This window comes from Nissabacter archeti (genome assembly GCF_018257325.1).
GTDB lineage: Bacteria > Pseudomonadota > Gammaproteobacteria > Enterobacterales > Enterobacteriaceae > Chimaeribacter > Chimaeribacter arupi.
The window spans coordinates 380,720-404,013 of the sequence record NZ_JAERKB010000008.1; the positions used below are offsets into that span (position 1 = coordinate 380,720).

The following is a 23,294-nucleotide window of genomic DNA, read 5'->3' on the forward strand; positions in this document are numbered from 1 at the left end:
GAAAAGAATAATGACGACATTTGCAATGGTATTCCCTGGGCAGGGTTCCCAGGCGCTCGGTATGCTGGCTGATTTGGCCGCGCAGTATCCGGTTGTGGAAGAGACATTTGCCCAGGCCTCCGCGGCGCTGGGTTATGACCTGTGGCAGCTGGTGCAACAGGGGCCGGCTGAAGAGCTGAACAAAACCTGGCAGACCCAGCCGGCACTGCTGGCGGCCTCTGTGGCCATCTGGCGTGTCTGGCAGCAGCAGAACGGGGCAACCCCGGCGCTGCTGGCCGGGCACAGCCTGGGCGAATACTCGGCGCTGGTCTGCGCCGGTGTGCTGGATTTCCAGGAAGCTGTTCGCCTGGTTGAACTGCGCGGCAAACTGATGCAGGAAGCCGTACCGGAAGGTACCGGCGCCATGTCCGCCATCATCGGCCTGGACAACGACGCGATCGCCAAAGCCTGTGAAGAATCAGCCCAGGGGCAGGTCGTCTCACCGGTGAACTTCAACTCACCGGGGCAGGTCGTGATTGCCGGCAATAAAGAAGCCGTCGAGCGTGCGAATGCCGCCTGTAAAGCGGCCGGTGCCAAACGTGCCCTGCCGTTACCGGTGAGCGTGCCTTCTCACTGTGCGCTGATGAAACCGGCGGCAGAGAAACTGGCGCAGGCGCTGGAAAACGTGACATTCTCTGCACCGGCCTTGCCGGTGGTGAATAATGTGGATGTCGCCACTGAGCAGTCGCCAGAGGCGATCCGCAGTGCGTTGGTTCGCCAGCTCTACAGCCCGGTCCGCTGGACGGAGAGCGTAGAGTTCATGGCTGCCCAGGGCGTCACGCACCTGATTGAGGTTGGGCCGGGCAAAGTGTTGACCGGGCTGACCAAACGTATTGTTGACACCCTGACCGCGGCCGCCGTAAACGATACGGCCAGCCTGTCAGCGGCGCTTGAACAATAAAAAGAGGAAAACAATGAGCTTCGAAGGAAAAATTGCCCTGGTGACCGGGGCAAGCCGCGGCATCGGCCGGGCTATCGCTGAAACCCTGGTGGCAAAGGGTGCCAAAGTGATTGGTACCGCGACCAGCGAGAAGGGTGCTGAAGCAATCAGTGCTTATCTGGGCGATAACGGTAAAGGTTTGATGTTAAATGTGGTAGATTCCGCGTCGATTGATGCCGTGCTGGCAACAATCCGTGCGGAATTCGGCGAGATCGACATTTTGATCAATAATGCCGGGATTACCCGTGATAACCTGCTGATGCGTATGAAGGATGATGAGTGGCAGGATATCCTGGACACTAACCTGACTTCCGTATTCCGCCTGTCAAAAGCGGTAATGCGCGCTATGATGAAAAAGCGTTTTGGCCGTATCATTACCATCGGGTCCGTTGTCGGCACGATGGGCAATGCAGGGCAGGCGAACTACGCGGCGGCTAAAGCGGGTCTGATTGGTTTTAGCAAATCTTTGGCACGTGAAGTGGCTTCACGTGGCATTACGGTCAACGTCGTGGCGCCCGGCTTTATTGAGACGGACATGACACAGGCGTTGACAGAAGATCAACGCGCAGGCATTTTGGCCCAGGTTCCGGCTAGCCGGCTTGGGGAAGCTAAAGAAATCGCCAGCGCTGTTGCTTTTTTAGCCTCTGATGAGGCTGGCTATATCACCGGTGAAACATTACATGTCAATGGCGGCATGTATATGATTTAAAAATCACGAAAACTATTTGCGTTATTTGGGGTAAACACCGCAAAATAGCGTAAAATCGTGGTTTGACCAGCCGGGATTTAGTTGCATCTTTTTCAACATTTTATACACTACGAAAACCATCGCGAAAGCGAGTTTTGATAGGAAATTTAAGAGTATGAGCACTATCGAAGAACGCGTTAAGAAAATCATCGTTGAGCAGCTTGGTGTTAAGCAGGAAGAAGTTTTAAACAACGCTTCTTTTGTTGATGACCTGGGCGCTGATTCTCTTGACACCGTTGAGCTGGTAATGGCTCTGGAAGAAGAGTTTGATACTGAGATTCCGGACGAAGAAGCTGAGAAAATCACTACTGTTCAGGCAGCTATTGATTTTATCCAGGCTAGCCAGCAGTAAGCGAACATATCTAGGCGGTCATTCGACCGCCTAAGTTTTTTTGTCCCTGAGTATCCATATTTTTTTCCCTCCCTGGAGGACAACCGTGTCTAAGCGTCGAGTTGTTGTGACCGGACTGGGCATGTTGTCTCCTGTCGGCAATACTGTAGAGTCCACGTGGAAATCTCTCCTTGCCGGTCAGAGCGGCATCAGCCTAATCGACCATTTCGATACTACTGCCTACGCAACGCGTTTTGCCGGCTTAGTAAAGGATTTTAACTGTGAAGAATTCATCTCGCGCAAAGATGCACGCAAGATGGATGCCTTCATTCAATATGGAGTTGCGGCCGGTATTCAGGCTATGCAGGATTCCGGTATCCAGGTCACTGAAGAAAACGCAACGCGTTTTGGCGCGGCCATTGGTTCCGGCATCGGCGGACTGGGCCTGATTGAAGAAAACCATACCGCACTGGTCAATGGTGGCCCCCGCAAAATCAGCCCGTTCTTTGTGCCTTCCACTATCGTCAACATGATCGCCGGTCACCTGAGCATCATGTATGGCCTGCGTGGCCCGAGCATCTCTATCGCGACGGCCTGTACGTCCGGTGTGCATAACATCGGCCATGCTGCGCGTATCATCGCTTATAACGATGCAGACGTGATGCTGGCAGGCGGCGCAGAAAAAGCCAGCACCCCGCTGGGCGTGGGCGGCTTTGGCGCCGCACGGGCACTCTCTACCCGCAATGAAGACCCGCAAGCGGCCAGCCGCCCGTGGGACAAAGATCGTGATGGTTTTGTGCTGGGTGACGGCGCAGGCATTATGGTGCTGGAAGAGTATGAGCATGCGAAAAAGCGCGGCGCGAAAATTTATGCAGAAGTCGTCGGCTTCGGCATGAGCAGCGATGCCTATCACATGACCTCACCGCCGGAAGATGGTTCAGGCGCTGCCATGGCAATGAAAAATGCCCTGCAGGATTGCGGCCTCTCGACCCATCACATCGGTTACATCAATGCCCACGGTACGTCTACCCCAGCGGGTGACAAAGCCGAAGCTCAGGCAGTGAAATCGGTGTTCGGTGAAGATGCTAAACGCGTGATGGTCAGCTCCACCAAATCCATGACCGGCCACCTGCTGGGTGCGGCAGGGGCAGTGGAGTCAATCTTTGCTGTGCTGGCATTGCGTGATCAGGCGATACCGCCCACCATCAACCTGGATAACCCGGATGAAGGGTGTGACCTGGACTTCGTGCCGCATGAGGCGCGCCAGGTGACCAATCTGGAATATACCTTGTGCAACTCGTTTGGCTTTGGCGGCACCAACGGCTCGTTGGTATTCCGTCGGGTATAAAAAACGACAACGCTCAGGCGAGAAGCATCCTAAGCCCGGCTCTGCCGGGCTTTTTTACAGGTGTGGCGTCCCCTGAGAAAGGGCACCGCCTGCCGCCTGCCGCGGCACCTTCAGCGGTTTCAGGTTGCCTGTATCAACCCCTTTGAGATGACATGCCCCGGAGGTCTCTGATGTATTGGCTCAATGGCCGTTCTGCCGCTGACATTCCCCTGGGTGACCGCGCCGTGCAGTTTGGCGACGGTTGTTTTACCACTGCCCGTATTCTTGGCGGCAGCGTGCAGTGGCTGCCCGCACATCTGACGCGGCTGCAACGCGCTGCCGCGGCCCTGATGATTGAGGGCGTGGACTGGCAGGCGCTGGAACAGGAGATGGTACAGGCGGCTGCCGTATCAGGGCAGGGCGTACTTAAAGTGATCCTTACCCGCGGCAGCGGCGGGCGGGGCTACAGCCCGGCCGGTTGCCTTCATCCCACACGAATCGTTACAACATCCTCTTACCCGGCGCACTACAATGACTGGCGTGAGCGCGGCGTTACGCTGGTGCTAAGCCCGGTAGCGCTGGCGCAAAGCCCCTGGCTTGCCGGCATCAAACACCTGAACCGGCTGGAGCAGGTGATGATCCGGCTGCATCTTGAGCAGACAACGGCGGACGAGGCGCTGGTACTTGACACCTCCGGGATGCTGGTGGAATGCTGTGCGGCCAATTTATTCTGGCGTACCGGGCAGCGGGTGATGACGCCGGACGTCTCGCTTTCCGGCGTGGATGGGATGATGCGGCAGCATATTCTGGCGCTGCTGGCTGACCACCCTGACTATCAGGCAGAGGTTGTGCGTGCACCGATGGCCGCGCTGGCCGGGGCAGAGGAAGTTTTTATCTGTAACGCCCTGATGCCGCTGCTGCCGGTCAATGCCATCGGTGAATGGCGCTACCGGTCGCGGGCGCTTTGCCATACGCTGATTCCTTATTGTTAACCCAGGCTGTTGAATGAAGAAAAAACTCAAAGTGATAACATTCCTGGCAGCGGCGTTGTTGGTTGCTGCTGTGTTTATTTACCAGCGGGCTGAACATTTTGCCGGCCAGCGGCTGGCCATCAGCCAGGAAACCATTTTTACCCTGCCGGCCGGGACCGGCCGCAGCGGGCTGGAAACGTTGCTGAATGAGCAGAAGGTGCTGGCACCCAGCCCGTGGTTTGCCTGGCTGCTGCGTATTGAGCCTTCGCTGGCGAATGTCAAAGCCGGGACGTTCCGTTTTACCCCCGGCATGACAGTGCGGGAGATGCTGGCCCTGCTGGTCAGCGGTAAGGAAGCCCAGTTCAGCATCCGCCTGATTGAAGGGCTGCGGCTGCGTGACTGGTTGCAGGTTGCGCAGGCGGCACCCTATCTGAAGCATCAGCTGGCAGGCAAAGATGAGGCGGCCATCGGCGCGGCATTGGGCATGAAACCGGGGGAACCCGTAGAAGGGCGTCTCTATCCCGATACTTACCTCTACACTGCCGGTATGAGCGATCTCTCCCTGTTCAAACGCGCCTATACGCGGATGCAGAAAACCGTGGACGAGATCTGGGCGCAGCGCGCGCCGAATCTGCCGTATAAAACGCCGAATGATCTGCTGACAATGGCGTCGATTATCGAAAAAGAGACGGCAGTCAGCGAGGAGCGGGATGAAGTGGCCTCGGTATTTATCAATCGCCTGCGTATCGGTATGCGTCTGCAAACGGATCCCACGGTGATTTATGGTATGGGCGACGCGTATAAAGGCAACATTACCCGCAAAGATCTGGAGACGCCGACCCCCTATAACACCTATGTGATTTCCGGGTTGCCGCCAACGCCGATCGCCATGCCCAGCCTGGCCTCCATGCAGGCTGCTGCCCACCCGGCAAAAACCCCCTATCTCTACTTTGTGGCGAACGGGACGGGCGGGCATACGTTCAGCACCAACCTTGAAAACCATAACAAAGCGGTGCAACGTTACCGTGAAATCCTGAAAACCAGTACGGGGCGCTGACAGACCATGAACGGCAAATTTATTGTGATTGAGGGGCTGGAAGGCGCCGGAAAAACCACCGCCCGGGACACCATCGTGGCGGCGTTGCGGGAAGCCGGCATCACCGATCTGGTGTTTACCCGTGAACCGGGCGGCACGCCGCTGGCCGAAAGCCTGCGGACACTGATCAAAGAGGGCATTGAAGGTGAAACCCTCACGGACAAGGCGGAAGTGCTGATGCTCTACGCCGCGCGGGTGCAACTGGTGGAAACCGTGATCAAACCGGCGCTGGCCCGTGGGGCGTGGGTCATCGGCGACCGTCACGATCTCTCTTCCCAGGCTTACCAGGGCGGCGGCCGCGGGATTGATCCCACGATGATGGCCGCCTTGCGGGACATCGTATTGGGGGCCTTCAGCCCGGATTTAACCCTTTATCTGGATCTGCCGCCCGCCATCGGCCTGGAGCGCGCCCGCCAGCGTGGCGCACTCGACCGGATTGAGCAGGAGTCGCTGGCCTTCTTTGAACGCACGCGCGCCCGTTATCAGGCACTGGCAGCAGCAGACCCACGCATCAAAACCATTGATGCCGCGCAACCGCTGCCGGACGTCTCTGCGCAGATTACCGCCACCCTGCGCGCCTGGTTGCAGCAGGGGCACGCCTGATGAACTGGTATCCGTGGCTGAACGCCCCTTATCGCCAGTTGATTGCCCAGTATCAGGCCGGGCGCGGCCACCACGCCCTGTTGATCCATGCCGATGAGGGTAACGGTGATGCGGCGCTGGTGTACGGCCTGAGCCGCTGGCTGCTGTGCCAGCACCCGCAGGGCGAGAAAAGTTGCGGGGAGTGCCACAGCTGCCGCCTGATGCTGGCGGGTAACCACCCTGACTGGCATGTGCTGACGCCGGAAAAAGGCAAGGCGAGCCTGGGGATTGACCGGGTGCGTCAGGTGATCGACGGCCTGTACACCCATGCGCAGCAGGGCGGGGCAAAAGTAATCTGGCTGGCGCAGGCCGAGGCCCTGACGGAGGCGGCCGCCAATGCGCTGCTGAAGACCCTGGAGGAGCCGCCGGAGAAAACCTACTTCCTGCTGGGCTGCCGCACGCCTTCCCGCCTGCTGCCGACCCTGCGCAGCCGGTGCAGCTACTGGCATCTGCAAAATCCGCCGCCCGCCCTGAGCAGCCAGTGGATCCAGCGCCAGCAGCCGGCAGACCCGCAAAGTGTAGAGACGGCGCTGAAACTCAGCCACGGTGCCCCGCTGGCCGCGGCGGCGCTGTTGCAGCCGGAGCGCTGGCAGCAGCGGCAACAGCTCTGCCGGCAACTGAGCAGCCAGTTAACAACGCATGACCTGCTGGCGCTGCTGCCGGTGCTCAATCACGAGGATGCGGCTGAGCGTCTACACTGGTTGTGCACGCTGTTACTGGATGCCATGAAATGGCAGCAGGGCGCGGCGGCTTATCTGCTGAATCAGGATCAGCAGCCGCTGGTGGCGGCACTGGCCGCAACACTGGGCCAGTCAGCCCTGCAATCGCTGATGCAGGGCTGGCTGACCTGCCGGCATCAGTTACTGACGGTCAATGCCGTCAACCGCGAGCTGTTGCTCACCGAACACCTGCTGGCGTGGGAAGCGTTGCTTGCCGCGCCGGATTCTGCTTTCTAACGGTTGTCGAGTTTAAAATTATGTTTTTAGTTGATTCACACTGCCACCTTGATGGGCTGAACTATCAGGATCTCCACACCGGCGTTGACGATGCCCTGGCAAAAGCCCACCAGCGTGATGTGAAGTTTTTCCTGGCGGTGGCCACCACGCTGCCGGGCTACAGCGCGATGCGCACATTAATTGGCGATCGCCCGGATGTGGTGTTCTCCTGCGGCGTTCACCCGCTGAATATGGAGGCCGTTTATGAGGTTGACACCCTGCGCCGGCTGGCATCTGACGCGCGGGTCGTGGCGATGGGGGAAACCGGGCTGGATTATTATTACCAGAAAGAGAACCTGCATGTGCAGCAGCAATCGTTCCGGGATCATATCCGCATCGGGCGTGAGCTGAACAAACCGGTGATCGTCCATACCCGTGATGCGCGTGAAGATACGCTGGCCATCCTGCGTGAAGAGCAGGCGGATCAGTGCGGCGGTGTCCTGCACTGCTTCACTGAGGATCAGGCCACCGCCAAAGCGTTGCTGGACCTGGGGTTCTACATCTCGTTTTCCGGCATCCTGACGTTCCGCAATGCAGAGCAGATCCGTGACGCCGCCCGGTATGTCCCGCTGGATCGCCTCCTGGTCGAGACGGATTCGCCGTACCTGGCGCCGGTACCGCACCGCGGCAAAGAGAACCAGCCGGCGTACGTGCGCGACGTGGCGGAATACCTGGCGGTGCTGAAAGGGGTGTCGCTGGAGCAGCTGGCGGACACCACCACGAAAAACTTTTCCCAATTATTCCATGTGTCCCCGGCCGCACTGGCCTAATCTTTAGCTGACGATTTTTCGGCGGCGCTTTATTTTCCGGTTCGTAATTAATGCCGGATAAAACGAGGTGCCGCTGTTTAATTCCGGCGATTAATCCGCCTTTTTCACCCCTTTCCCCGGTAAAACGGGGGCTAAAAATGAAAGATACATCTTTTATTTGTAGAAACGTGACTGTTATCAAACATTACAAACGGCATTTATTTTACTCTTCGTAAAAATTAAAGGGGCGCTTCAGACGCCCTGACAGCCGGGGCTTTCTCCCCCGTTCCGGCTGCACACCAGACCGCGCCATCTCTGCTGTCAGGTGCCAGTAGTACCAAAAGCACTATTACTCAGGAGCACACTCAATTATGTTCAAGAATGCATTTGCCAACCTACAGAAAGTAGGTAAATCGCTAATGCTGCCGGTGTCGGTACTGCCCATTGCAGGTATTCTGCTCGGTGTCGGTTCCGCCAACTTCAGCTGGCTGCCTGCCGTTGTCTCCCATGTGATGGCGGAAGCGGGTGGTTCGGTGTTTGCCAACATGCCGCTGATCTTCGCTATCGGCGTGGCACTTGGCTTTACCAATAACGATGGCGTGTCCGCCCTGGCGGCCGTGGTGGCTTACGGCATCATGGTGAAAACGCTGGCGGTGGTGGCACCGTTAGTTCTGCACTTGCCGGCCGAAGAGATTGCGGCCAAGCACCTGGCGGATACCGGTGTGCTTGGCGGGATCATTGCCGGTGCCATTGCGGCGTATATGTTTAACCGCTTCTACCGCATCCAGTTGCCGGAATACCTGGGCTTCTTCGCCGGGAAACGCTTCGTGCCGATTATCTCCGGCCTGGCAGCGATTATCCTGGGCGTGCTGCTCTCCTTCATCTGGCCGCCGGTCGGTACCGCGATCCAGACGTTCTCCCAGTGGGCGGCCTACCAGAACCCGGTGGTGGCGTTCGGCATCTACGGTGTGATTGAGCGTGCGCTGGTGCCGTTTGGTCTGCACCATATCTGGAACGTACCTTTCCAGATGCAGATCGGTGAATACGTGAACGCCGCAGGCCAGGTCTTCCACGGTGACATTCCGCGCTATATGGCGGGTGACCCGGAAGCCGGTAAACTCTCAGGCGGCTTCCTGTTCAAAATGTACGGCCTGCCGGCTGCGGCGATTGCCATCTGGCACTCTGCGAAACCGGAAAACCGTGCCAAAGTCGGCGGCATCATGATCTCCGCGGCGCTGACCTCGTTCCTGACCGGGATCACCGAGCCGATTGAGTTCTCCTTTATGTTCGTGGCGCCGATCCTGTACGGTATCCACGCCATCCTGGCAGGTCTGGCCTTCCCGATCTGTATTCTGCTGGGCATGCGTGACGGAACCAGCTTCTCCCACGGCCTGATTGACTTCGTGGTGCTGAGCGGCAACAGCAGCAAAATCTGGCTGTTCCCTATCATCGGTATCATTTATGGCCTGATTTACTACACGGTGTTCCGCGTATTGATCGCCAAGCTGAACCTGAAAACGCCGGGCCGTGAAGACACGAACGGTGAGCGCTCTACCCAGAGCGGCAGCGAAATGTCTGCGGCACTGGTGGCAGCGTTCGGCGGTAAAGAGAACATCACTAACCTGGATGCCTGTATCACCCGTCTGCGCGTCAGCGTGGCGGATGTCTCCAAGGTTGACCAGGCCGGTCTGAAGAAACTGGGCGCGGCCGGTGTGGTCGTGGCAGGTTCCGGTGTGCAGGCGATTTTCGGCACCAAATCAGACAACCTCAAAACTGACATGGACGATTACATCCGTAATCATTAATTTCTGCTGGGGAGCACCAGAGGGAGGCGAAAGCCTCCCTTTTTTTATGCCTGCTTTTCCGGTACGGGCATAGCGCATGTCCCGCCGGGCCTGCTTACCGCACGGTGCCAAGCCCGGCGGCGCTGCTCTTTTCTCCGGCAGTCAGCACTGAATGTTTGGAATGAGGTTGAAAGAAATGGAAAATGTCACTCATACTGCGTACATCATTCATGCGTTACTAAAGGACAACCGTCATGGCTGAAGAAACCATTTTCAGTAAAATTATCCGCCGCGAAATCCCGGCGGATGTGGTCTATCAGGACGAGCTGGTCACGGCGTTCCGTGATATTTCGCCCCAGGCCCCCACGCATATCCTGATTGTGCCGAACTTACTGATCCCCACCGTTAACGATGTCGCCGCAGAGCATGAGCACGCATTGGGGCGGATGTTTACCGTGGCGGCAAAAATTGCTGAACAAGAGGGCATTGCGGAAGATGGCTATCGCCTGATCATGAACTGCAACCGGCATGGCGGCCAGGAGGTGTACCACATTCATATGCACCTGGTGGGCGGCCGGCCGCTCGGCCCGATGCTGGCACGCTGACAGGAAACACACTATGCAGGTTTACAGGCGCGCAGGGTGGGCACTGCTGATGGGCATCGCCCTGGCAGGGTGCAGCTCCCCGCAAAAAATTGCGCTGAATACGCAGCAAACCGTGGTGATGGAGTCGCCGGTGCTTACCGCAGGGATTATCGCAGACAAACCCACCATTGCGGATGCCTCCGGGCGCAAAAGCGCCGCGTCTGTGCTGTCAAACAGCCAGATGACCCCGGTAACCGTGCATTACCGCTTCTATTGGTATGATGCGCAGGGGCTGGATGTGCTGCCGTTCCAGCCGCCGCGCACCATTACGCTGGCTCCCGCATCAACGGCCACGATCTATTCGCTGATGGGCAACCTGGATGCCGACAGTGTACGTCTCTATCTTTATCTTTAATCAGTTACCGGAGAGGGTAAATGAAAAAGCTTTTACTTGTGGCTGCGGCCGCGTTAATTCTGTCCGGGTGTATGACCCGGCCGCCGGAAGAGCCGCAGGCACCGGTCACCACCATCCCGACCCAACCGCAGCCTGAACAGCCGCAACCGCAGCCGACCCAACCGCTGCCGCCGACGTCAGAAACCGTGCCGCAGCCGCCGAAAATGCAAAAGCCGATTGACTGGCCGGCCAGCGTGCAGCCGCTGGTGGCCCAGATGCTGAACGCCGGGGGCGTGGAGAGCGGGGGCGTGCTGCTGCTGGATAATGTGAAAAACAGCACCAACGGCACACTACAGACCAGCGCCGCGACGGCCGCCCTCTATGATGCCCTGGGCGGCAGCAGCACCTTCTCGGTGGTGCCGGCCAGCCAGCTGATCCAGGCCAAGCAGGCGCTCGGCCTGTCTGCCGACGACAGCCTGGTCTCCCGCAGCAAGGCGATTGGCCTGGCGCGTTACCTCAAGGCGCAGTATGTGCTTTACAGTGACGCCAGCGGCAGTGCCAAAGCCCCGACGCTGGAGATGCAATTGATGCTGGTACAGACCGGCGAAATCGTCTGGTCGGGCAGCGGTGACGTACAGCGTTGATCCCAGCCTGATTGTCAGCCTGAAACAGCTCCTGCCGGCGGTCGATACCGCCGGTTGCTGTTTTAGCCCGGTGGCCGGCTTATCCGGGGAGAGCTGGCGCATCCAGACCCCACAGGGGGAGTATCTGGCCCGCCGCCAGACCCGGGAAATGGCGGAAATGGGCGTCAGCCGCCGCCGGGAGCTGCGGATGCTGCGCCGCCAGCGCCAGGGTGCCGTGGGGCCGCCACCGCTGGGGCTGCACGGGGACTGGCTGCTGGTGGCCTGGATTGGCGGTGAGCCATTGCCGGATGCGGCGTTTGGGCCTGATGGGGCACTGGCACCGTTGCTGGTCAGGCTGCACCGGCAGCCGCGCGGCGGTTCTCCGCTGGTGCTGAAGGCGGCCCTGGTCAGGTCGGGGCAGCAGATCGATCGCACCCGCCTGACGCCGCGCTGGCTGCGTTACCATCAGGCATTGCTGCGCGCGCCGTTGCCGCCGGTGCTGAAGATCGCGCCGCTGCACATGGATATCCATGCCGGCAATATCATCGTGACCGGCGGTGGCTGGCGGCTGATTGACTGGGAGTACGCCGCCGACGGTGATATTGCCTGCGAACTGGCGGCGCTGGTGCGCGGCAACGGCTGGTCAGCACAACAGCAGACAGCCCTGGTGGCCGCCTACTGTGCGGCGGGCGGCTACGGCGATGCCGGAAGGCTGCACACAGCGGTAACCCGCTGGCTGCCGTGGATCGACTACCTGATGCTGATGTGGTACGAAGTCCGCTGGCAGCAAACACACACTATTTCATTCAGGGCGGCGGCTGATGGCCTGCACGCCCGGTTACAGAGTCGATAACAGCGGAACCGACAGGTTCCCAAGCAGGCAGTCAAGGGAGAGTACCGTGGGTCCGGTAATGTTAGATGTGGAAGGGTATGAACTGGATGCAGAAGAACGTGAAATTCTGCGCCATCCGCTGGTCGGCGGGTTGATCCTGTTCAGCCGTAATTTTCATGATGCCGCGCAGTTGCGCGAGCTGGTGCGCCAAATCCGCCAGGCCTCACATGACCGGCTGGTGGTGGCGGTGGATCAGGAAGGCGGCCGGGTGCAGCGTTTCCGTGACGGCTTTACCCGCCTGCCGGCGGCCCAATCTTTTGCGGCGCTGAATGATGCGCAAGAGGGCGGGCGGCTGGCCGAAGAGGCGGGCTGGCTGATGGCCGCCGAGATGATCAGCATGGACATTGACATCAGTTTTGCCCCGGTGCTGGACATCGGCCACCGCAGCGCGGCGATTGGCGAGCGATCCTTCCATGAGGAGCCGCAGATTGCCCTGGCGATGGCGGAGCGCTTTATCCTCGGCATGCAACAGGCCGGGATGAAAAGCACCGGCAAACACTTCCCCGGCCACGGGGCAGTGGCCGCGGACTCCCACAAAGAGACGCCGCGTGACCCGCGCCCGCTGGCGCAGATCCGCGAACATGACATGCTGATTTTCCGCGAGCTGATTGCCCGCCGCCGCCTGGATGCCATCATGCCTGCGCATGTCATCTATACTGAGGCCGATCCGCGCCCGGCCAGCGGTTCACCCTGGTGGCTGAAGCAGGTGCTCCGCCAGGAGCTGGGCTTTACCGGCATCATCTTCTCGGACGATCTCTCCATGGAAGGCGCAGCCATTATGGGCAGCTACGCGGAACGCGGCCAGGCCGCGCTGGATGCCGGGTGCGACATGATCCTGGTGTGTAACCACCGCGCCGGGGCCGTCAGCGTGCTGGATAACCTGACGCCGGTCAACGCAGGACAGGTTGCACAATTGTATCATCGCGGTAAATATACCCGGCAGGCGTTGTTAGACTCGCCGCGCTGGAAGCAGGCCAACCGGGAGCTTACCGCCCTGGATGACCGCTGGCAGGCGCATAAACAGCAGAACGCCGGGTGATTATCCGGCCCCGGCCATCCAGGCCGGGGCCGTTTCACATCATACGGGGAAAAACATGATCATTTATCTGCATGGTTTTGATTCAACCAGTCCCGGCAATCATGAAAAAGTGCTGCAACTGCAATTCATCGATCCTGATGTCAGGCTGATCAGCTACAGCACCCTGCATCCACGCCACGATATGCAATTCCTGCTGAAAGAGGTGGATAAAGCGCTCCAGCAAAACAGTGACGACCGCCCGCTGATTTGTGGGGTGGGGCTGGGCGGCTTCTGGGCAGAGCGTATCGGTTTTCTCTGCGGTATCCGCCAGGTCAGCGTCAACCCCAACCTCTGGCCGGAAGAGAACATGCCCGGCAAAATCGACCGGCCGGAAGAGTACCTCGACATCGCCACCAAATGTGTCAGTGATTTCCGCGAGCGCAACCGTGACCGCTGTCTGTTGATCCTCTCCCGTCAGGATGAGGTGCTGGACAGCCGCCGCAGTGCGGCCGCGCTGCACCCTTATTACCCCATCCTCTGGGATGAGCAGCAGGGCCATAAATTCAAAAACCTCTCCCCGCATTTGCAACGTATTAACGCGTTTAAAACCGTAAGCTGACGCCTGTTTTGTGCCAAGACCGGCCCGCTTCAGCTGGCCGGTTTTTTTGTGCGTTTTTGCTGGTTTCCTGCACGCTGCCTGCGCTTTTTTTCAGCATATAACCTGTGCCGGCAGGTGAGATTATTCTTAATAACTTAATGATTTAAATGCATTAAAATCGCCTCGTGTCTACAAAATAAACAAAAAAGTTTGATGCACATCAATTTTGGTATGACCAAATAACCCCGCATGCTATTCTGGCCCCAGATGCAGGTTTAATTTACGCGAACCCTATGTTTTCTAAGGACATTATTTTAACTTTTAGATTACAAATGGTTCACATTTGAGGGGGTCAAATTGACTACGCCAATGAAAAAGATCGTCATCGTAGGTGGTGGTGCAGGCGGGCTGGAGCTGGCAACCAGCCTGGGGAATAAATTAGGCCGCAAAAACAAGGCTGAAATTGTGTTGGTCGATCGCAATAACAGCCATTTATGGAAACCGTTGCTGCACGAAGTGGCCACCGGCTCACTGGACGCCGGGGTAGATGAACTGAGCTACCTGGCCCATGCCCGCAACCACCATTTCGTGTTCCAGCTCGGGTCAGTCACTGACATCAACCGTGAGAGCAAAACCCTGCAACTGGCGGAGATCCGCGATGCCCAGGGTGATGTGCTGGTTGCCGCGCGTGAAATCAGCTACGACTACCTGGTGATGGCGCTGGGCAGCACCTCCAATGACTTCGGTACGCCGGGCGTCAAAGAGAACTGCATCTTCCTCGATAACCCGCATCAGGCGCACCGTTTCCACAACGAGATGCTGAACCTGTTCCTGAAATTCTCCGCGAACCCGGCTGACCGTGAGCAGGTAAACATCGCCATTGTCGGCGGCGGGGCCACCGGGGTGGAGCTCTCTGCGGAACTGCACAATGCGGTGAAACAGCTGCACAGCTACGGTTTCCAGGGGCTGGATAATAAAGCGCTGAATGTGACGCTGGTGGAGGCCGGGGAACGCATTCTGCCGGCGCTGCCGCCGCGCATCTCAGCCGCCGCCCATCAGGAGCTGACCAAGCTCGGCGTGCGCGTGCTGACCAACACCATGGTCACCAGCGCCGATGCGGGCGGCCTGAACACCAAAGGCGGCGAGTACATTGAAGCCGATCTGATGGTCTGGGCTGCCGGGATCAAGGCACCGGACTTTATGAAAGAGATCGGCGGCCTGGAAACCAACCGCATCAACCAGCTGGTGGTCGAACCGACCCTGCAAACCACGCGTGACCCGTTCATCTATGCCATCGGTGACTGCGCCTCCTGCCCGCAGCCGGACGGCAAATTTGTGCCGCCGCGCGCCCAGTCTGCGCACCAGATGGCCTCCCGCTGCTATGACAACCTGCTGTTGCAGCTCAACGGCCATGACAACAAGCTGAAGCCGTATATCTATAAAGACAACGGCTCGCTGGTGTCACTCTCCCGCTTCAGTACCGTGGGCAGCCTGATGGGTAACCTGATGCGCGGCTCGATGATGATCGAAGGGCGCATCGCGCGTTTCGTTTACGTCTCGCTCTACCGTATGCACCAGGTGGCGCTGCATGGTTACCTGCGTACCGGCCTGATGGTGCTGGTGGGCAGTATTAACCGCGTCATCCGCCCGCGGCTGAAATTACATTAAGCCTGTTTAGGTGACCCAAGGCCCGCCATCCCCGGCGGGCCTTATTCTTTCCCACGTTACGTTGACCGCATAAAATTTTACTTAAGCACGCTTTACCCTTCAGACAACTCCTAAACCTGCGGTTTTCCCCGTGAAAATGCCACTTTTCGTCCACGTCTCTTATTGCCGGATGCGTAATCCAGAGGCACACTCCTTTCCATCAGAAGGGGGCAGAGCAGGTATCACTGCCCCTGTCCGGGCACCCGGCCGCGGTACGATGCGTCGTCTGACGGCCGGGGTGTACCGGGCATGTAACATGGCATAAGAATGAACCGGGAGGATGTCCTGTGAATAAATCAATGGCCGCAGGTATCGGTATTGGCATTGCCGCCGCGATGGGTATCGCCGCCGTCGCCAGCAATATGGATGCGTTCTCCGGCCCGCAATATGCGCAGGTAGTGAATGCCACACCGATTACGGAAACCATAAAAACGCCGCGCCAGGAGTGCCGTGACGTCACCGTCACCCACCGTCGCCCGGTGCAGGATGAACACCAGATCGCCGGCTCAGTATTGGGTGCGGTGGCCGGTGGGGTGCTGGGCCACCAGTTTGGCGGCGGCCGCGGGCGCGATGTCGCCACCGTGGCCGGGGCGCTGGCTGGTGGCTATGCAGGGAACCGCGCGCAGAGCAGCCTGCAGGAGAATGACACCTACACCACCACGAAACAGCATTGCAGCACGGTGTATGAGAAAACCCAAAAAACCCTGGGGTATGACGTCACCTATAAAATCGGTGACCAGCAGGGCAAAGTGCGGATGGATCGTCAGCCGGGCAACCAGATCCCGCTGGATCGTAACGGCCAGCTGATTCTGAACGACAGCAACCGCACCTGACAGCGCAGTATCTATAGAAAAATTGCGCCCGCGCACAGTGTTAGTTCTGATCGTTTACCCGCCTGAGGCAAGGTAAGCGAGTGGCATTAACATTGGCGCGGGCTTTCTTATGGGGAAAATACCGGGCAGCGGCCGCCGCCCGGCAGGGGGTCAGAGCGTGTGCTCAGCAAAGGCCTTCAGGTGGCTGTCCAGGAATTGCAGCCGCAGGTTGCGCTCGGTTAAATCGCGGTTGAATTTCAGCTTGGTCGGGCCATCCAGCCGGTAGACCTGCGGCTCTTTCTGCAACAGGCCAATCAGGTAGGCCGGGTCGACGCGGTTCTGTTCGCCGAATTCAATAAAGCCGCCGCGCTCATTGCCTTCAATGCGCCGGATGCCCAGCGCCTGCGCTGCCAGCCGCAACGCGGCGATGTCGAGCAGGTTGCGCGCCGCATCCGGCAGCAGGCCAAAGCGGTCAATCAGCTCAACTTTGATCTCCTCCAGCTCACCGGCCTGTTTGGCGCTGGCGATGCGTTTATAGAACGAAAGCCGGGTGTTGACGTCAGGCACGTAGGTTTCCGGCAACAGCGACGGCATCCGCAGCTCTACCTCAGTCTGGTTGCTGGTGAGATCCTCCAGTGACGGCTCGCGCCCCTCTTTCAGCGCATTCACCGCGCTCTCCAGCAGCTCCATATAGAGCGTAAAGCCGACGGTGGTCATCTGCCCGCTCTGGTCTTCACCCAGCAGCTCACCGGCCCCGCGGATCTCCAGATCATGCGTGGCCAGCGCGAACCCGGCCCCCAGATCTTCCAATGAGGCGATCGCCTCCAGCCGTTTCAGTGCATCGCCGCTCATCGCCTTGGGCGGCGGGGTGAGCAGGTAGGCGTAGGCCTGGTGGTGGGAACGCCCGACCCGGCCGCGCAACTGGTGCAGCTGCGCCAGCCCGAGGTGATCGGCCCGTTCAATGATGATGGTATTGGCGCTGGGGATGTCGATGCCGGTTTCGATGATGGTGGTACACACCAGCACATTGAAACGCTGGTGGTGGAAATCATTCATCACCCGCTCCAGGTCGCGCTCGCGCATCTGGCCGTGGCCGACCGCAATCCGTGCCTCCGGCACCAGTTCGGTCAGGCGCTGGGCCGCCTTTTCAATATTTTCCACGTCGTTATAGAGGTAGTACACCTGCCCGCCGCGCAATACCTCACGCAGGATCGCCTCGCGCACCACCAGGCTGTCATATTCGCGCACGAAGGTTTTCACCGCCAGCCGCCGCGCCGGCGGGGTGGCAATGATCGACAGGTCGCGCATCCCGCTCATCGCCATGTTCAGCGTCCGCGGGATCGGGGTGGCCGTCAGGGTCAGGATGTCCACATCGGCGCGCATCGCCTTGATACGCTCTTTGTGGCGTACACCGAAACGGTGCTCCTCATCGACAATCAGCAGGCCGAGGTCTTTCCAGCGCAGATCGCTCATCAGCAATTTATGGGTGCCGATAATGATGTCGACCTTGCCCTCAACCGCCTCATCAATCACCACCTGCTGCTCTTTGGCGCTGCGGAAACGCGACATCAGCTCAATACGCACCGGCCAGTTGGCGAAGCGATCGCGGAAGTTATCATAATGCTGCTGGGCGAGCAGGGTGGTCGGCACCAGCACCGCCACCTGCTTGTGGTTTTCCACCGCCAGGAACGCGGCGCGCATCGCCACCTCGGTCTTGCCGAAGCCGACGTCGCCGCACACCAGCCGGTCCATTGCCAGCGGCCGGCACATGTCGCTCAGCACGGCATTGATCGCCTGCTCCTGATCCGGGGTGGTTTCGAACGGGAATGACTGGCAGAACAGCTGGTATTGCTCGCGGTCATGTTTAAAGGCGTAGCCCTCTTTGGCGGCGCGCTGGGCATAGATGTCGAGCAGCTCAGCCGCCACATCCCGCACCCGCTCGGCGGCTTTCTGGCGCGCCCGGCCCCAGGCTTCACCGCCCAGTTTATGCAGCGGGGCGTTTTCATCCGCGCCCCCGGCATAACGGCTGATCAGGTGCAGCGAAGAGACCGGCACATAGAGTTTGTCCTCCCCGGCATAGGTCAGGATCAGGTATTCCGCCTTGATGCCGCCGGCTTCCAGCGTGGTCATGCCTGCATAGCGGCCGACGCCGTGCTCCAGATGCACCACCGGCTGGCCGGGGTGCAGCTCCGCCAGGTTGCGGATCAGCGTTTCGGTGTTGATGGTCCGGCGGTTGTCCTGGCGGCGGCGGCTGACGCGCTCGCCCAGCAGGTCGCTTTCGCACACCAGCGCCAGCTCACGCGGGCGGTCGAGGAACCCGCGCTCACTGGCGCCGATCATCAGGTAGTGGCCCGGCGCTTCCGCCTGCTCCAGGCGCTCAATCAGCACCGGGCGTAATTTAATCCGCGCCAGCAAATCCTGCAGGGTTTCACGGCGGCCCTCACTCTCCACCGAGAAGATCAGGCGGCCGGTAAAGGCTTCCGCAAAACGGCGCAGGGTATCAAGCGGCGATTTCTGCTGCGGCTCCACCGCCAGTGACGGCAGCGGCTCATAGCCTAAATTGGTGTTGGCGGCTTTCTCCGGCAGCTGCTCAGTTTTCAGTTGCACCCGCGGCCACTGTTTCAGCTCGGCGAACAGGGCATCAACCCGCAGCCACAGGGATTCCGGCTCCAGCAGCGGGCGCATCGGGTCAACGCGGCGGTTCTCATAGCGCTGGTTCACGTCCAGCCAGAAACGCTCAGCTGACGCCTCCAGATCGCCGGTATTCACCAGCAGGGTATTTTCCGGCAGGTAGCTGAACAACGTGCTCAGCGGTTCATTGAAGAACAGCGGCTGCCAGTACTCAATCCCGGCCGGGAAGGTGCCTTTGCTGACCTGCTGGTAGATGTGCTCCGGCTCACGGCGCACATCAAATTTTTCCCGCCACTGGCTGCGGAACAGCTCAATCGCCGGTTTATCGGTCGGGAACTCATGCGCCGGTAACAGGTTAATGCGATCCACTTCGCTCAGGGTGCGCTGGGTATCCACATCAAACACCCGCAGGCTGTCGATCTCGTCATCAAAGAAATCGAGGCGGTACGGCTCCTCGCTGCCCATCGGGTAGAGGTCAAGCAGCGCGCCGCGGGTGGCGTACTCACCATGTTCCATCACCTGATCCACACTGCGGTAGCCCGCCTGCTCCAGCTGGGCGCGCAATTTGTCACGCGAGAGGCGCTGCCCTTTTTGCATCACCAGCGCGTGGCCGTGCAAAAACGCATGGGGGCAGACGCGCTGCATCAGGGTGTTGACCGGCAGGATAATGACCCCGCGCGCCATCGTCGGCAGCTGGTAGAGGCTGGAGAGGCGGGCGGAAATGATCTCCTGGTGCGGGGAGAAGCTGTCATAGGGCAGGGTTTCCCAGTCCGACAGCGCCGTCACCAGGTGTGAGGTGAACTGCTGGATCTCATCACGCAGCCGCAGGGCATTTTGCATGTCAGGGGCGATCAGCATCACCGGGCCATCATGGCGCTCAATGATCTCGGCGCACTCGACGGCGCAGGCTGAGCCGGTCAGTTGACCAAGCACACGGACATCGCCGCGGCGGGCGGGCAGGGAGTAACGGTATGTGTGAGGCATAGGCAGTTTTACATTCTCTTGTTCAGCAACGGGCCATCCCGGTCAGTCGGGCATCTTGCCCGCCGTATCGTGAAGCCGCAGGTTCGCGGCAGCACACGCATCAGGCTGGCTTACCAGCGCAGAAAACGCGATGCAGTAAGTATAAGCAACCCTGAAAGCCTGGTAGTTAATAGATAAGTACCGACACAAGTACTTACTAAAGGAAGTGGTTCCCTAATGCGGTTGTAGCCTTTATTATCCTTGATCACTTTGCTTTAGCAACTGTCATAAAACGGATTTCATGTATCAACCTGTCGCGTTATTCATCGGCCTGCGTTATATGCGCGGGCGGGCCTCAGACCGCTTCGGCCGGTTTGTTTCCTGGCTTTCCACCATCGGCATTACGCTTGGCGTGATGGCGCTGGTTACCGTCCTCTCCGTGATGAACGGCTTTGAGCGCGATCTCGAGAGGAACATTCTCGGGCTGATGCCTCAGGCGCTGATCACCACCCCGCAGGGCTCCCTTAACCCACAGAAACTCCCCGCCTCCGGCCTGGCCGGTTTGCAGGGCGTCGCGGGCATTGTGCCGCTGACCACCGGCGATGTGGTGCTGCAAAGCGCGCGCGGCGTGGCCGTCGGCGTGATGCTGGGCGTCAACCCGGACCAGCCGGAGCCGCTGGCGCGCTATCTGGTCGGCGCACAGCAACAGCAGCTCCAGCCGAAAAGTTACCACGTCATTCTGGGTGAACAGCTGGCCGGGCAACTGGGCGTCAAACGCGGCGACACGCTGCGGCTGATGGTCACCAGCGCCAGCGAATTCACCCCGATGGGGCGGATCCCGAGCCAGCGCCTGTTTACCGTGATCGGCACCTTTGCGGCCAACAGTGAAGTAGACGGCTACCAGTTGCTGGTAAACCAGCAGGACGCCTCCCGCCTGATGCGCTACCCGGCAGGCAACATCACCGGCTGGCGGCTGACGCTGGAACAACCGCTCGCGGTAGATACCCTGAGCCAACAGCCGCTGCCGGCCGGCACCCAGTGGAAAGACTGGCGTGACCGCAAAGGCGAGCTGTTCCAGGCGGTGCGCATGGAGAAGAACATGATGGGGCTGCTGCTTAGCCTGATTGTGGCGGTGGCGGCCTTTAACATCATCACCTCGCTCGGCCTGCTGGTGATGGAAAAGCAGGGTGAAGTCGCGATCCTGCAAACCCAGGGGCTGACGCGCCGCCAGATTATGACGGTGTTTATGGTGCAGGGCGCCAGTGCCGGCATTATCGGCGCACTGCTCGGGGCGCTGCTCGGCACCCTGCTGGCGAGCCAGCTGGGGACGATTATGCCCGCGCTCGGCATGGCGATTGACGGCGCGTCGCTGCCGGTCGACATTGAGCCGCTCCAGGTCATCAGCATTGCGCTGGTGGCGATGGCGGTGGCTTTGCTTTCCACGCTTTACCCTTCATGGCGCGCTGCCGCCGTTCAACCCGCTGAGGCTTTACGTTATGAGTAACCATCCTTTATTGCAGTGCGACAGCCTGTGCAAAACCTATCAGGAAGGCAAGCTGCAAACCTCTGTGCTGCGCGATGTGACCTTTGCCATGCAGCCGGGCGAGATGATGGCGATCGTGGGCAGCTCCGGGTCGGGCAAAAGTACCTTGCTGCACCTGCTGGGCGGGCTGGACACCCCCACCTCCGGGGATGTGGTGTTCAAAGGCACGGCGCTCAGCGGCATGTCCTCCCGCGCCAAAGCCGCACTGCGTAACCGTGAGCTGGGCTTTATCTACCAGTTCCACCACCTGCTGCCGGATTTTACGGCGCTGGAGAATGTGGCGATGCCGTTGCTGATCGGCACCGGCAGCGCGGCGGACGCGCAGGAAAAAGCGCGTGAGATGCTGGCTGCCGTCGGGCTGGAGAAACGCAGCGGCCACCGGCCGTCAGAACTCTCCGGCGGGGAGCGCCAGCGGGTGGCGATCGCCCGTGCGCTGGTGAATAACCCGTCGCTGGTGCTGGCGGATGAGCCGACCGGCAACCTTGACCAGCGCAATGCCGACAGCATTTTTGAACTGCTGGGCGAGCTGAACGTGCGGCAGGGCACCGCGTTCCTGGTGGTGACCCACGACCTGTCGCTGGCGCGCCGCCTGAACCGCCAGCTGGAGATGCGTGACGGCCGGTTGCAGCAGGATGTTTCCCTGCTGGGGGCGCAGTAATGGGGCTGCCTCTCTCCCTGGTGATTGGCCTGCGCTTCAGCCGCGGCCGTCGCCGCAGCGGCATGGTGTCGCTGATCTCCATCATTTCGACCGTCGGCATTGCGCTGGGTGTGGCAGTGCTGATTGTCGGCCTGAGCGCGATGAACGGTTTCGAGCGTGAGCTGAATAACCGTATTCTGGCGGTGGTGCCGCATGGTGAAATTGAGCCGGTAGACCAGCCGTTTAACGGCTGGCAAGCGCTGCTGCCGAAAGTGGCGGCGGTGCCGGGCGTGGCGGCCGCCGCGCCGTACATTAATTTCACCGGCCTGCTGGAAAGCGGCGCGAAATTGCGCGCGGTGCAGGTAAAAGGCGTGGACGCGCAACAGGAAGCGCAACTCAGCGCGCTGCCGCACTTTGTGCAGGGCGACGCCTGGGCGCATTTCCGCGCCGGTGAACAGCAGGTGATCCTGGGCAAAGGCATCGCCGATGAACTGGGCGTCAAGGCCGGGTCCTCCGTCACGGTGATGATCCCAAACAGCGATCCGCAGGGCAAACTGCTGCAACCCAAGCGCATCCGCCTGCGGGTGACCGGCATCCTGCAACTCAGCGGCCAGCTCGACCACAGCTTTGCGATGGTGCCGCTGGCCGATGCGCAGGGCTATCTCGACATGGGTGACAGTGTCACGGGGATTGCCCTCAAAGCCAATGACCCGTTCAGTGCCAATACCCTGGTGCGCGACGCAGGCAAAGTCACTGAAGCTTACGTCTATATCCGCAGCTGGATCGGCACCTACGGCTACATGTACCGCGACATCGAAATGGTGCGCGCCATTATGTACCTGGCGCTGGTGCTGGTGATTGGCGTGGCCTGCTTCAATATCGTCTCCACGCTGGTGATGGCGGTCAAAGACAAGAGCAGTGACATCGCCGTGCTGCGCACCCTGGGCGCGGGTGACCGGCTGATCCGCGCTGTTTTCATCTGGTACGGGCTGCTGGCCGGGCTGGTCGGCAGCCTGAGCGGCGTGGTGGTCGGCGTGGCGGCGGCATTGCAGCTTACGCCGATTGTGCGCGGGCTGGAAACGCTGATCGGCCATCAGTTCCTGTCGGGTGACATCTACTTCATCGATTTCCTGCCGTCAGAACTGCACTGGCTGGATGTCGGCGGCGTGCTGCTGACCGCCATCCTGCTGAGCCTGATCGCCAGCTGGTATCCGGCACGGCGCGCCAGCCGCATCGACCCGGCACGCGTGTTGAGCGGCGGCCAGTAAGG

At 59.9% G+C, this 23,294-nt stretch carries 22 protein-coding genes; 21 read left to right on the forward strand and 1 reads right to left on the reverse strand.

Annotated elements, in window-relative coordinates; translation table 11 throughout:
* Window positions 1-10: 10 nt before the first annotated feature.
* The 18 genes from fabD to JK232_RS13530 all read left to right on the forward strand — a co-directional run bounded on the left by fabD (window position 11) and on the right by JK232_RS13530 (window position 16,271).
* Complete coding sequence (gene fabD / locus JK232_RS13445; protein ID WP_072925423.1) at window positions 11-940, forward strand: ACP S-malonyltransferase; 930 nt, start codon at window positions 11-13, stop codon at window positions 938-940.
* Window positions 941-953: 13 nt separating this feature from the next.
* The gene (gene fabG, locus JK232_RS13450; protein ID WP_072925420.1) at window positions 954-1,688 is read left to right on the forward strand and encodes a 3-oxoacyl-ACP reductase FabG; all 735 of its coding nucleotides are present in this window, start codon (window positions 954-956) and stop codon (window positions 1,686-1,688) included.
* 154 nt (window positions 1,689-1,842) lie between these two features.
* Window positions 1,843-2,079 (forward strand): acyl carrier protein, encoded by a 237-nt coding sequence (acpP, locus tag JK232_RS13455; protein ID WP_072925418.1) that lies wholly within the window; start codon window positions 1,843-1,845, stop codon window positions 2,077-2,079.
* A gap of 85 nt (window positions 2,080-2,164) precedes the next feature.
* Window positions 2,165-3,406 (forward strand): beta-ketoacyl-ACP synthase II, encoded by a 1,242-nt coding sequence (gene fabF, locus JK232_RS13460; RefSeq protein WP_072925415.1) that lies wholly within the window; start codon window positions 2,165-2,167, stop codon window positions 3,404-3,406.
* 170 nt (window positions 3,407-3,576) lie between these two features.
* Complete coding sequence (gene pabC / locus JK232_RS13465) at window positions 3,577-4,377, forward strand: aminodeoxychorismate lyase (RefSeq protein ID WP_212589305.1); 801 nt, start codon at window positions 3,577-3,579, stop codon at window positions 4,375-4,377.
* 13 nt (window positions 4,378-4,390) lie between these two features.
* A complete protein-coding gene (gene mltG / locus JK232_RS13470; protein ID WP_101828485.1) occupies window positions 4,391-5,413 on the forward strand; it encodes an endolytic transglycosylase MltG in 1,023 nt (340 codons plus the stop codon).
* Window positions 5,414-5,419: 6 nt separating this feature from the next.
* Window positions 5,420-6,055, forward strand: coding sequence for a dTMP kinase (tmk, locus tag JK232_RS13475; protein WP_212589306.1), 636 nt, complete (start codon window positions 5,420-5,422; stop codon window positions 6,053-6,055).
* Window positions 6,055-7,050 (forward strand): DNA polymerase III subunit delta', encoded by a 996-nt coding sequence (gene holB / locus JK232_RS13480; RefSeq protein WP_072925403.1) that lies wholly within the window; start codon window positions 6,055-6,057, stop codon window positions 7,048-7,050. Before tmk ends, holB begins: the two co-directional genes overlap by 1 nt.
* 20 nt (window positions 7,051-7,070) lie before the next feature.
* Window positions 7,071-7,859, forward strand: a complete 789-nt coding sequence (locus JK232_RS13485; protein WP_072925399.1) for a metal-dependent hydrolase — start codon at window positions 7,071-7,073, stop codon at window positions 7,857-7,859.
* A 350-nt stretch (window positions 7,860-8,209) separates the two neighbouring features.
* Complete coding sequence (gene ptsG / locus JK232_RS13490; RefSeq protein ID WP_072925383.1) at window positions 8,210-9,643, forward strand: PTS glucose transporter subunit IIBC; 1,434 nt, start codon at window positions 8,210-8,212, stop codon at window positions 9,641-9,643.
* A gap of 233 nt (window positions 9,644-9,876) precedes the next feature.
* Window positions 9,877-10,227, forward strand: coding sequence for a purine nucleoside phosphoramidase (gene hinT, locus JK232_RS13495; protein ID WP_072925380.1), 351 nt, complete (start codon window positions 9,877-9,879; stop codon window positions 10,225-10,227).
* A 13-nt stretch (window positions 10,228-10,240) separates the two neighbouring features.
* Window positions 10,241-10,621, forward strand: coding sequence for a YcfL family putative periplasmic lipoprotein (locus tag JK232_RS13500; RefSeq protein WP_072925377.1), 381 nt, complete (start codon window positions 10,241-10,243; stop codon window positions 10,619-10,621).
* A 20-nt stretch (window positions 10,622-10,641) separates the two neighbouring features.
* Window positions 10,642-11,244: a penicillin-binding protein activator LpoB gene (gene lpoB / locus JK232_RS13505; RefSeq protein ID WP_101828488.1), complete on the forward strand. Its 603-nt coding sequence runs from the start codon at window positions 10,642-10,644 to the stop codon at window positions 11,242-11,244.
* Window positions 11,228-12,076, forward strand: a complete 849-nt coding sequence (locus JK232_RS13510) for a phosphotransferase (protein ID WP_212589307.1) — start codon at window positions 11,228-11,230, stop codon at window positions 12,074-12,076. Before lpoB ends, JK232_RS13510 begins: the two co-directional genes overlap by 17 nt.
* 46 nt (window positions 12,077-12,122) lie before the next feature.
* Window positions 12,123-13,154 carry a beta-N-acetylhexosaminidase gene (gene nagZ, locus JK232_RS13515; protein ID WP_101828490.1) on the forward strand — a complete coding sequence of 344 codons (1,032 nt, stop codon included), beginning with the start codon at window positions 12,123-12,125 and terminating at the stop codon, window positions 13,152-13,154.
* A gap of 55 nt (window positions 13,155-13,209) precedes the next feature.
* Window positions 13,210-13,752: an alpha/beta hydrolase YcfP gene (gene ycfP, locus JK232_RS13520; RefSeq protein ID WP_072925367.1), complete on the forward strand. Its 543-nt coding sequence runs from the start codon at window positions 13,210-13,212 to the stop codon at window positions 13,750-13,752.
* Between the two features lie 336 nt (window positions 13,753-14,088).
* Window positions 14,089-15,399 carry an NAD(P)/FAD-dependent oxidoreductase gene (locus JK232_RS13525; protein WP_072925364.1) on the forward strand — a complete coding sequence of 437 codons (1,311 nt, stop codon included), beginning with the start codon at window positions 14,089-14,091 and terminating at the stop codon, window positions 15,397-15,399.
* Between the two features lie 326 nt (window positions 15,400-15,725).
* Window positions 15,726-16,271 carry a glycine zipper 2TM domain-containing protein gene (locus JK232_RS13530; RefSeq protein ID WP_072925362.1) on the forward strand — a complete coding sequence of 182 codons (546 nt, stop codon included), beginning with the start codon at window positions 15,726-15,728 and terminating at the stop codon, window positions 16,269-16,271.
* Between the two features lie 150 nt (window positions 16,272-16,421).
* On the opposite strand, the gene mfd is transcribed toward JK232_RS13530, so the two are convergent.
* Window positions 16,422-19,865 (reverse strand): transcription-repair coupling factor, encoded by a 3,444-nt coding sequence (gene mfd / locus JK232_RS13535; RefSeq protein ID WP_212589308.1) that lies wholly within the window; start codon window positions 19,863-19,865, stop codon window positions 16,422-16,424.
* A 280-nt stretch (window positions 19,866-20,145) separates the two neighbouring features.
* Between mfd and lolC the strand changes: the two genes are divergently transcribed.
* Genes lolC through lolE form a run of 3 tightly spaced genes read left to right on the forward strand, consistent with a single transcriptional unit; the run spans window position 20,146 to window position 23,292 of the window.
* On the forward strand, window positions 20,146-21,348 hold the full coding sequence (lolC, locus tag JK232_RS13540; RefSeq protein WP_072925357.1) for a lipoprotein-releasing ABC transporter permease subunit LolC: 1,203 nt from the start codon (window positions 20,146-20,148) through the stop codon (window positions 21,346-21,348).
* Window positions 21,341-22,045: a lipoprotein-releasing ABC transporter ATP-binding protein LolD gene (lolD, locus tag JK232_RS13545; protein WP_072925354.1), complete on the forward strand. Its 705-nt coding sequence runs from the start codon at window positions 21,341-21,343 to the stop codon at window positions 22,043-22,045. The genes lolC and lolD overlap by 8 nt, the downstream gene beginning before the upstream one ends.
* Window positions 22,045-23,292 carry a lipoprotein-releasing ABC transporter permease subunit LolE gene (gene lolE / locus JK232_RS13550; protein WP_212589309.1) on the forward strand — a complete coding sequence of 416 codons (1,248 nt, stop codon included), beginning with the start codon at window positions 22,045-22,047 and terminating at the stop codon, window positions 23,290-23,292. The genes lolD and lolE overlap by 1 nt, the downstream gene beginning before the upstream one ends.
* Window positions 23,293-23,294 lie beyond the last annotated feature (2 nt).

Bases quoted from the DNA above. Each gene is read 5' to 3' on its own strand.
- fabD (WP_072925423.1), top strand. From the start codon at position 11: ATGACGACATTTGCAATGGTATTCCCTGGGCAGGGTTCCCAGGCGCTC.
- fabG (WP_072925420.1), top strand. From the start codon at position 954: ATGAGCTTCGAAGGAAAAATTGCCCTGGTGACCGGGGCAAGCCGCGGC.
- acpP (WP_072925418.1), top strand. From the start codon at position 1,843: ATGAGCACTATCGAAGAACGCGTTAAGAAAATCATCGTTGAGCAGCTT.
- pabC (WP_212589305.1), top strand. From the start codon at position 3,577: ATGTATTGGCTCAATGGCCGTTCTGCCGCTGACATTCCCCTGGGTGAC.
- mltG (WP_101828485.1), top strand. From the start codon at position 4,391: ATGAAGAAAAAACTCAAAGTGATAACATTCCTGGCAGCGGCGTTGTTG.
- tmk (WP_212589306.1), top strand. From the start codon at position 5,420: ATGAACGGCAAATTTATTGTGATTGAGGGGCTGGAAGGCGCCGGAAAA.
- holB (WP_072925403.1), top strand. From the start codon at position 6,055: ATGAACTGGTATCCGTGGCTGAACGCCCCTTATCGCCAGTTGATTGCC.
- JK232_RS13485 (WP_072925399.1), top strand. From the start codon at position 7,071: ATGTTTTTAGTTGATTCACACTGCCACCTTGATGGGCTGAACTATCAG.
- ptsG (WP_072925383.1), top strand. From the start codon at position 8,210: ATGTTCAAGAATGCATTTGCCAACCTACAGAAAGTAGGTAAATCGCTA.
- hinT (WP_072925380.1), top strand. From the start codon at position 9,877: ATGGCTGAAGAAACCATTTTCAGTAAAATTATCCGCCGCGAAATCCCG.
- JK232_RS13500 (WP_072925377.1), top strand. From the start codon at position 10,241: ATGCAGGTTTACAGGCGCGCAGGGTGGGCACTGCTGATGGGCATCGCC.
- lpoB (WP_101828488.1), top strand. From the start codon at position 10,642: ATGAAAAAGCTTTTACTTGTGGCTGCGGCCGCGTTAATTCTGTCCGGG.
- ycfP (WP_072925367.1), top strand. From the start codon at position 13,210: ATGATCATTTATCTGCATGGTTTTGATTCAACCAGTCCCGGCAATCAT.
- mfd (WP_212589308.1), bottom strand. From the start codon at position 19,865: ATGCCTCACACATACCGTTACTCCCTGCCCGCCCGCCGCGGCGATGTC.
- lolC (WP_072925357.1), top strand. From the start codon at position 20,146: ATGTATCAACCTGTCGCGTTATTCATCGGCCTGCGTTATATGCGCGGG.
- lolD (WP_072925354.1), top strand. From the start codon at position 21,341: ATGAGTAACCATCCTTTATTGCAGTGCGACAGCCTGTGCAAAACCTAT.
- lolE (WP_212589309.1), top strand. From the start codon at position 22,045: ATGGGGCTGCCTCTCTCCCTGGTGATTGGCCTGCGCTTCAGCCGCGGC.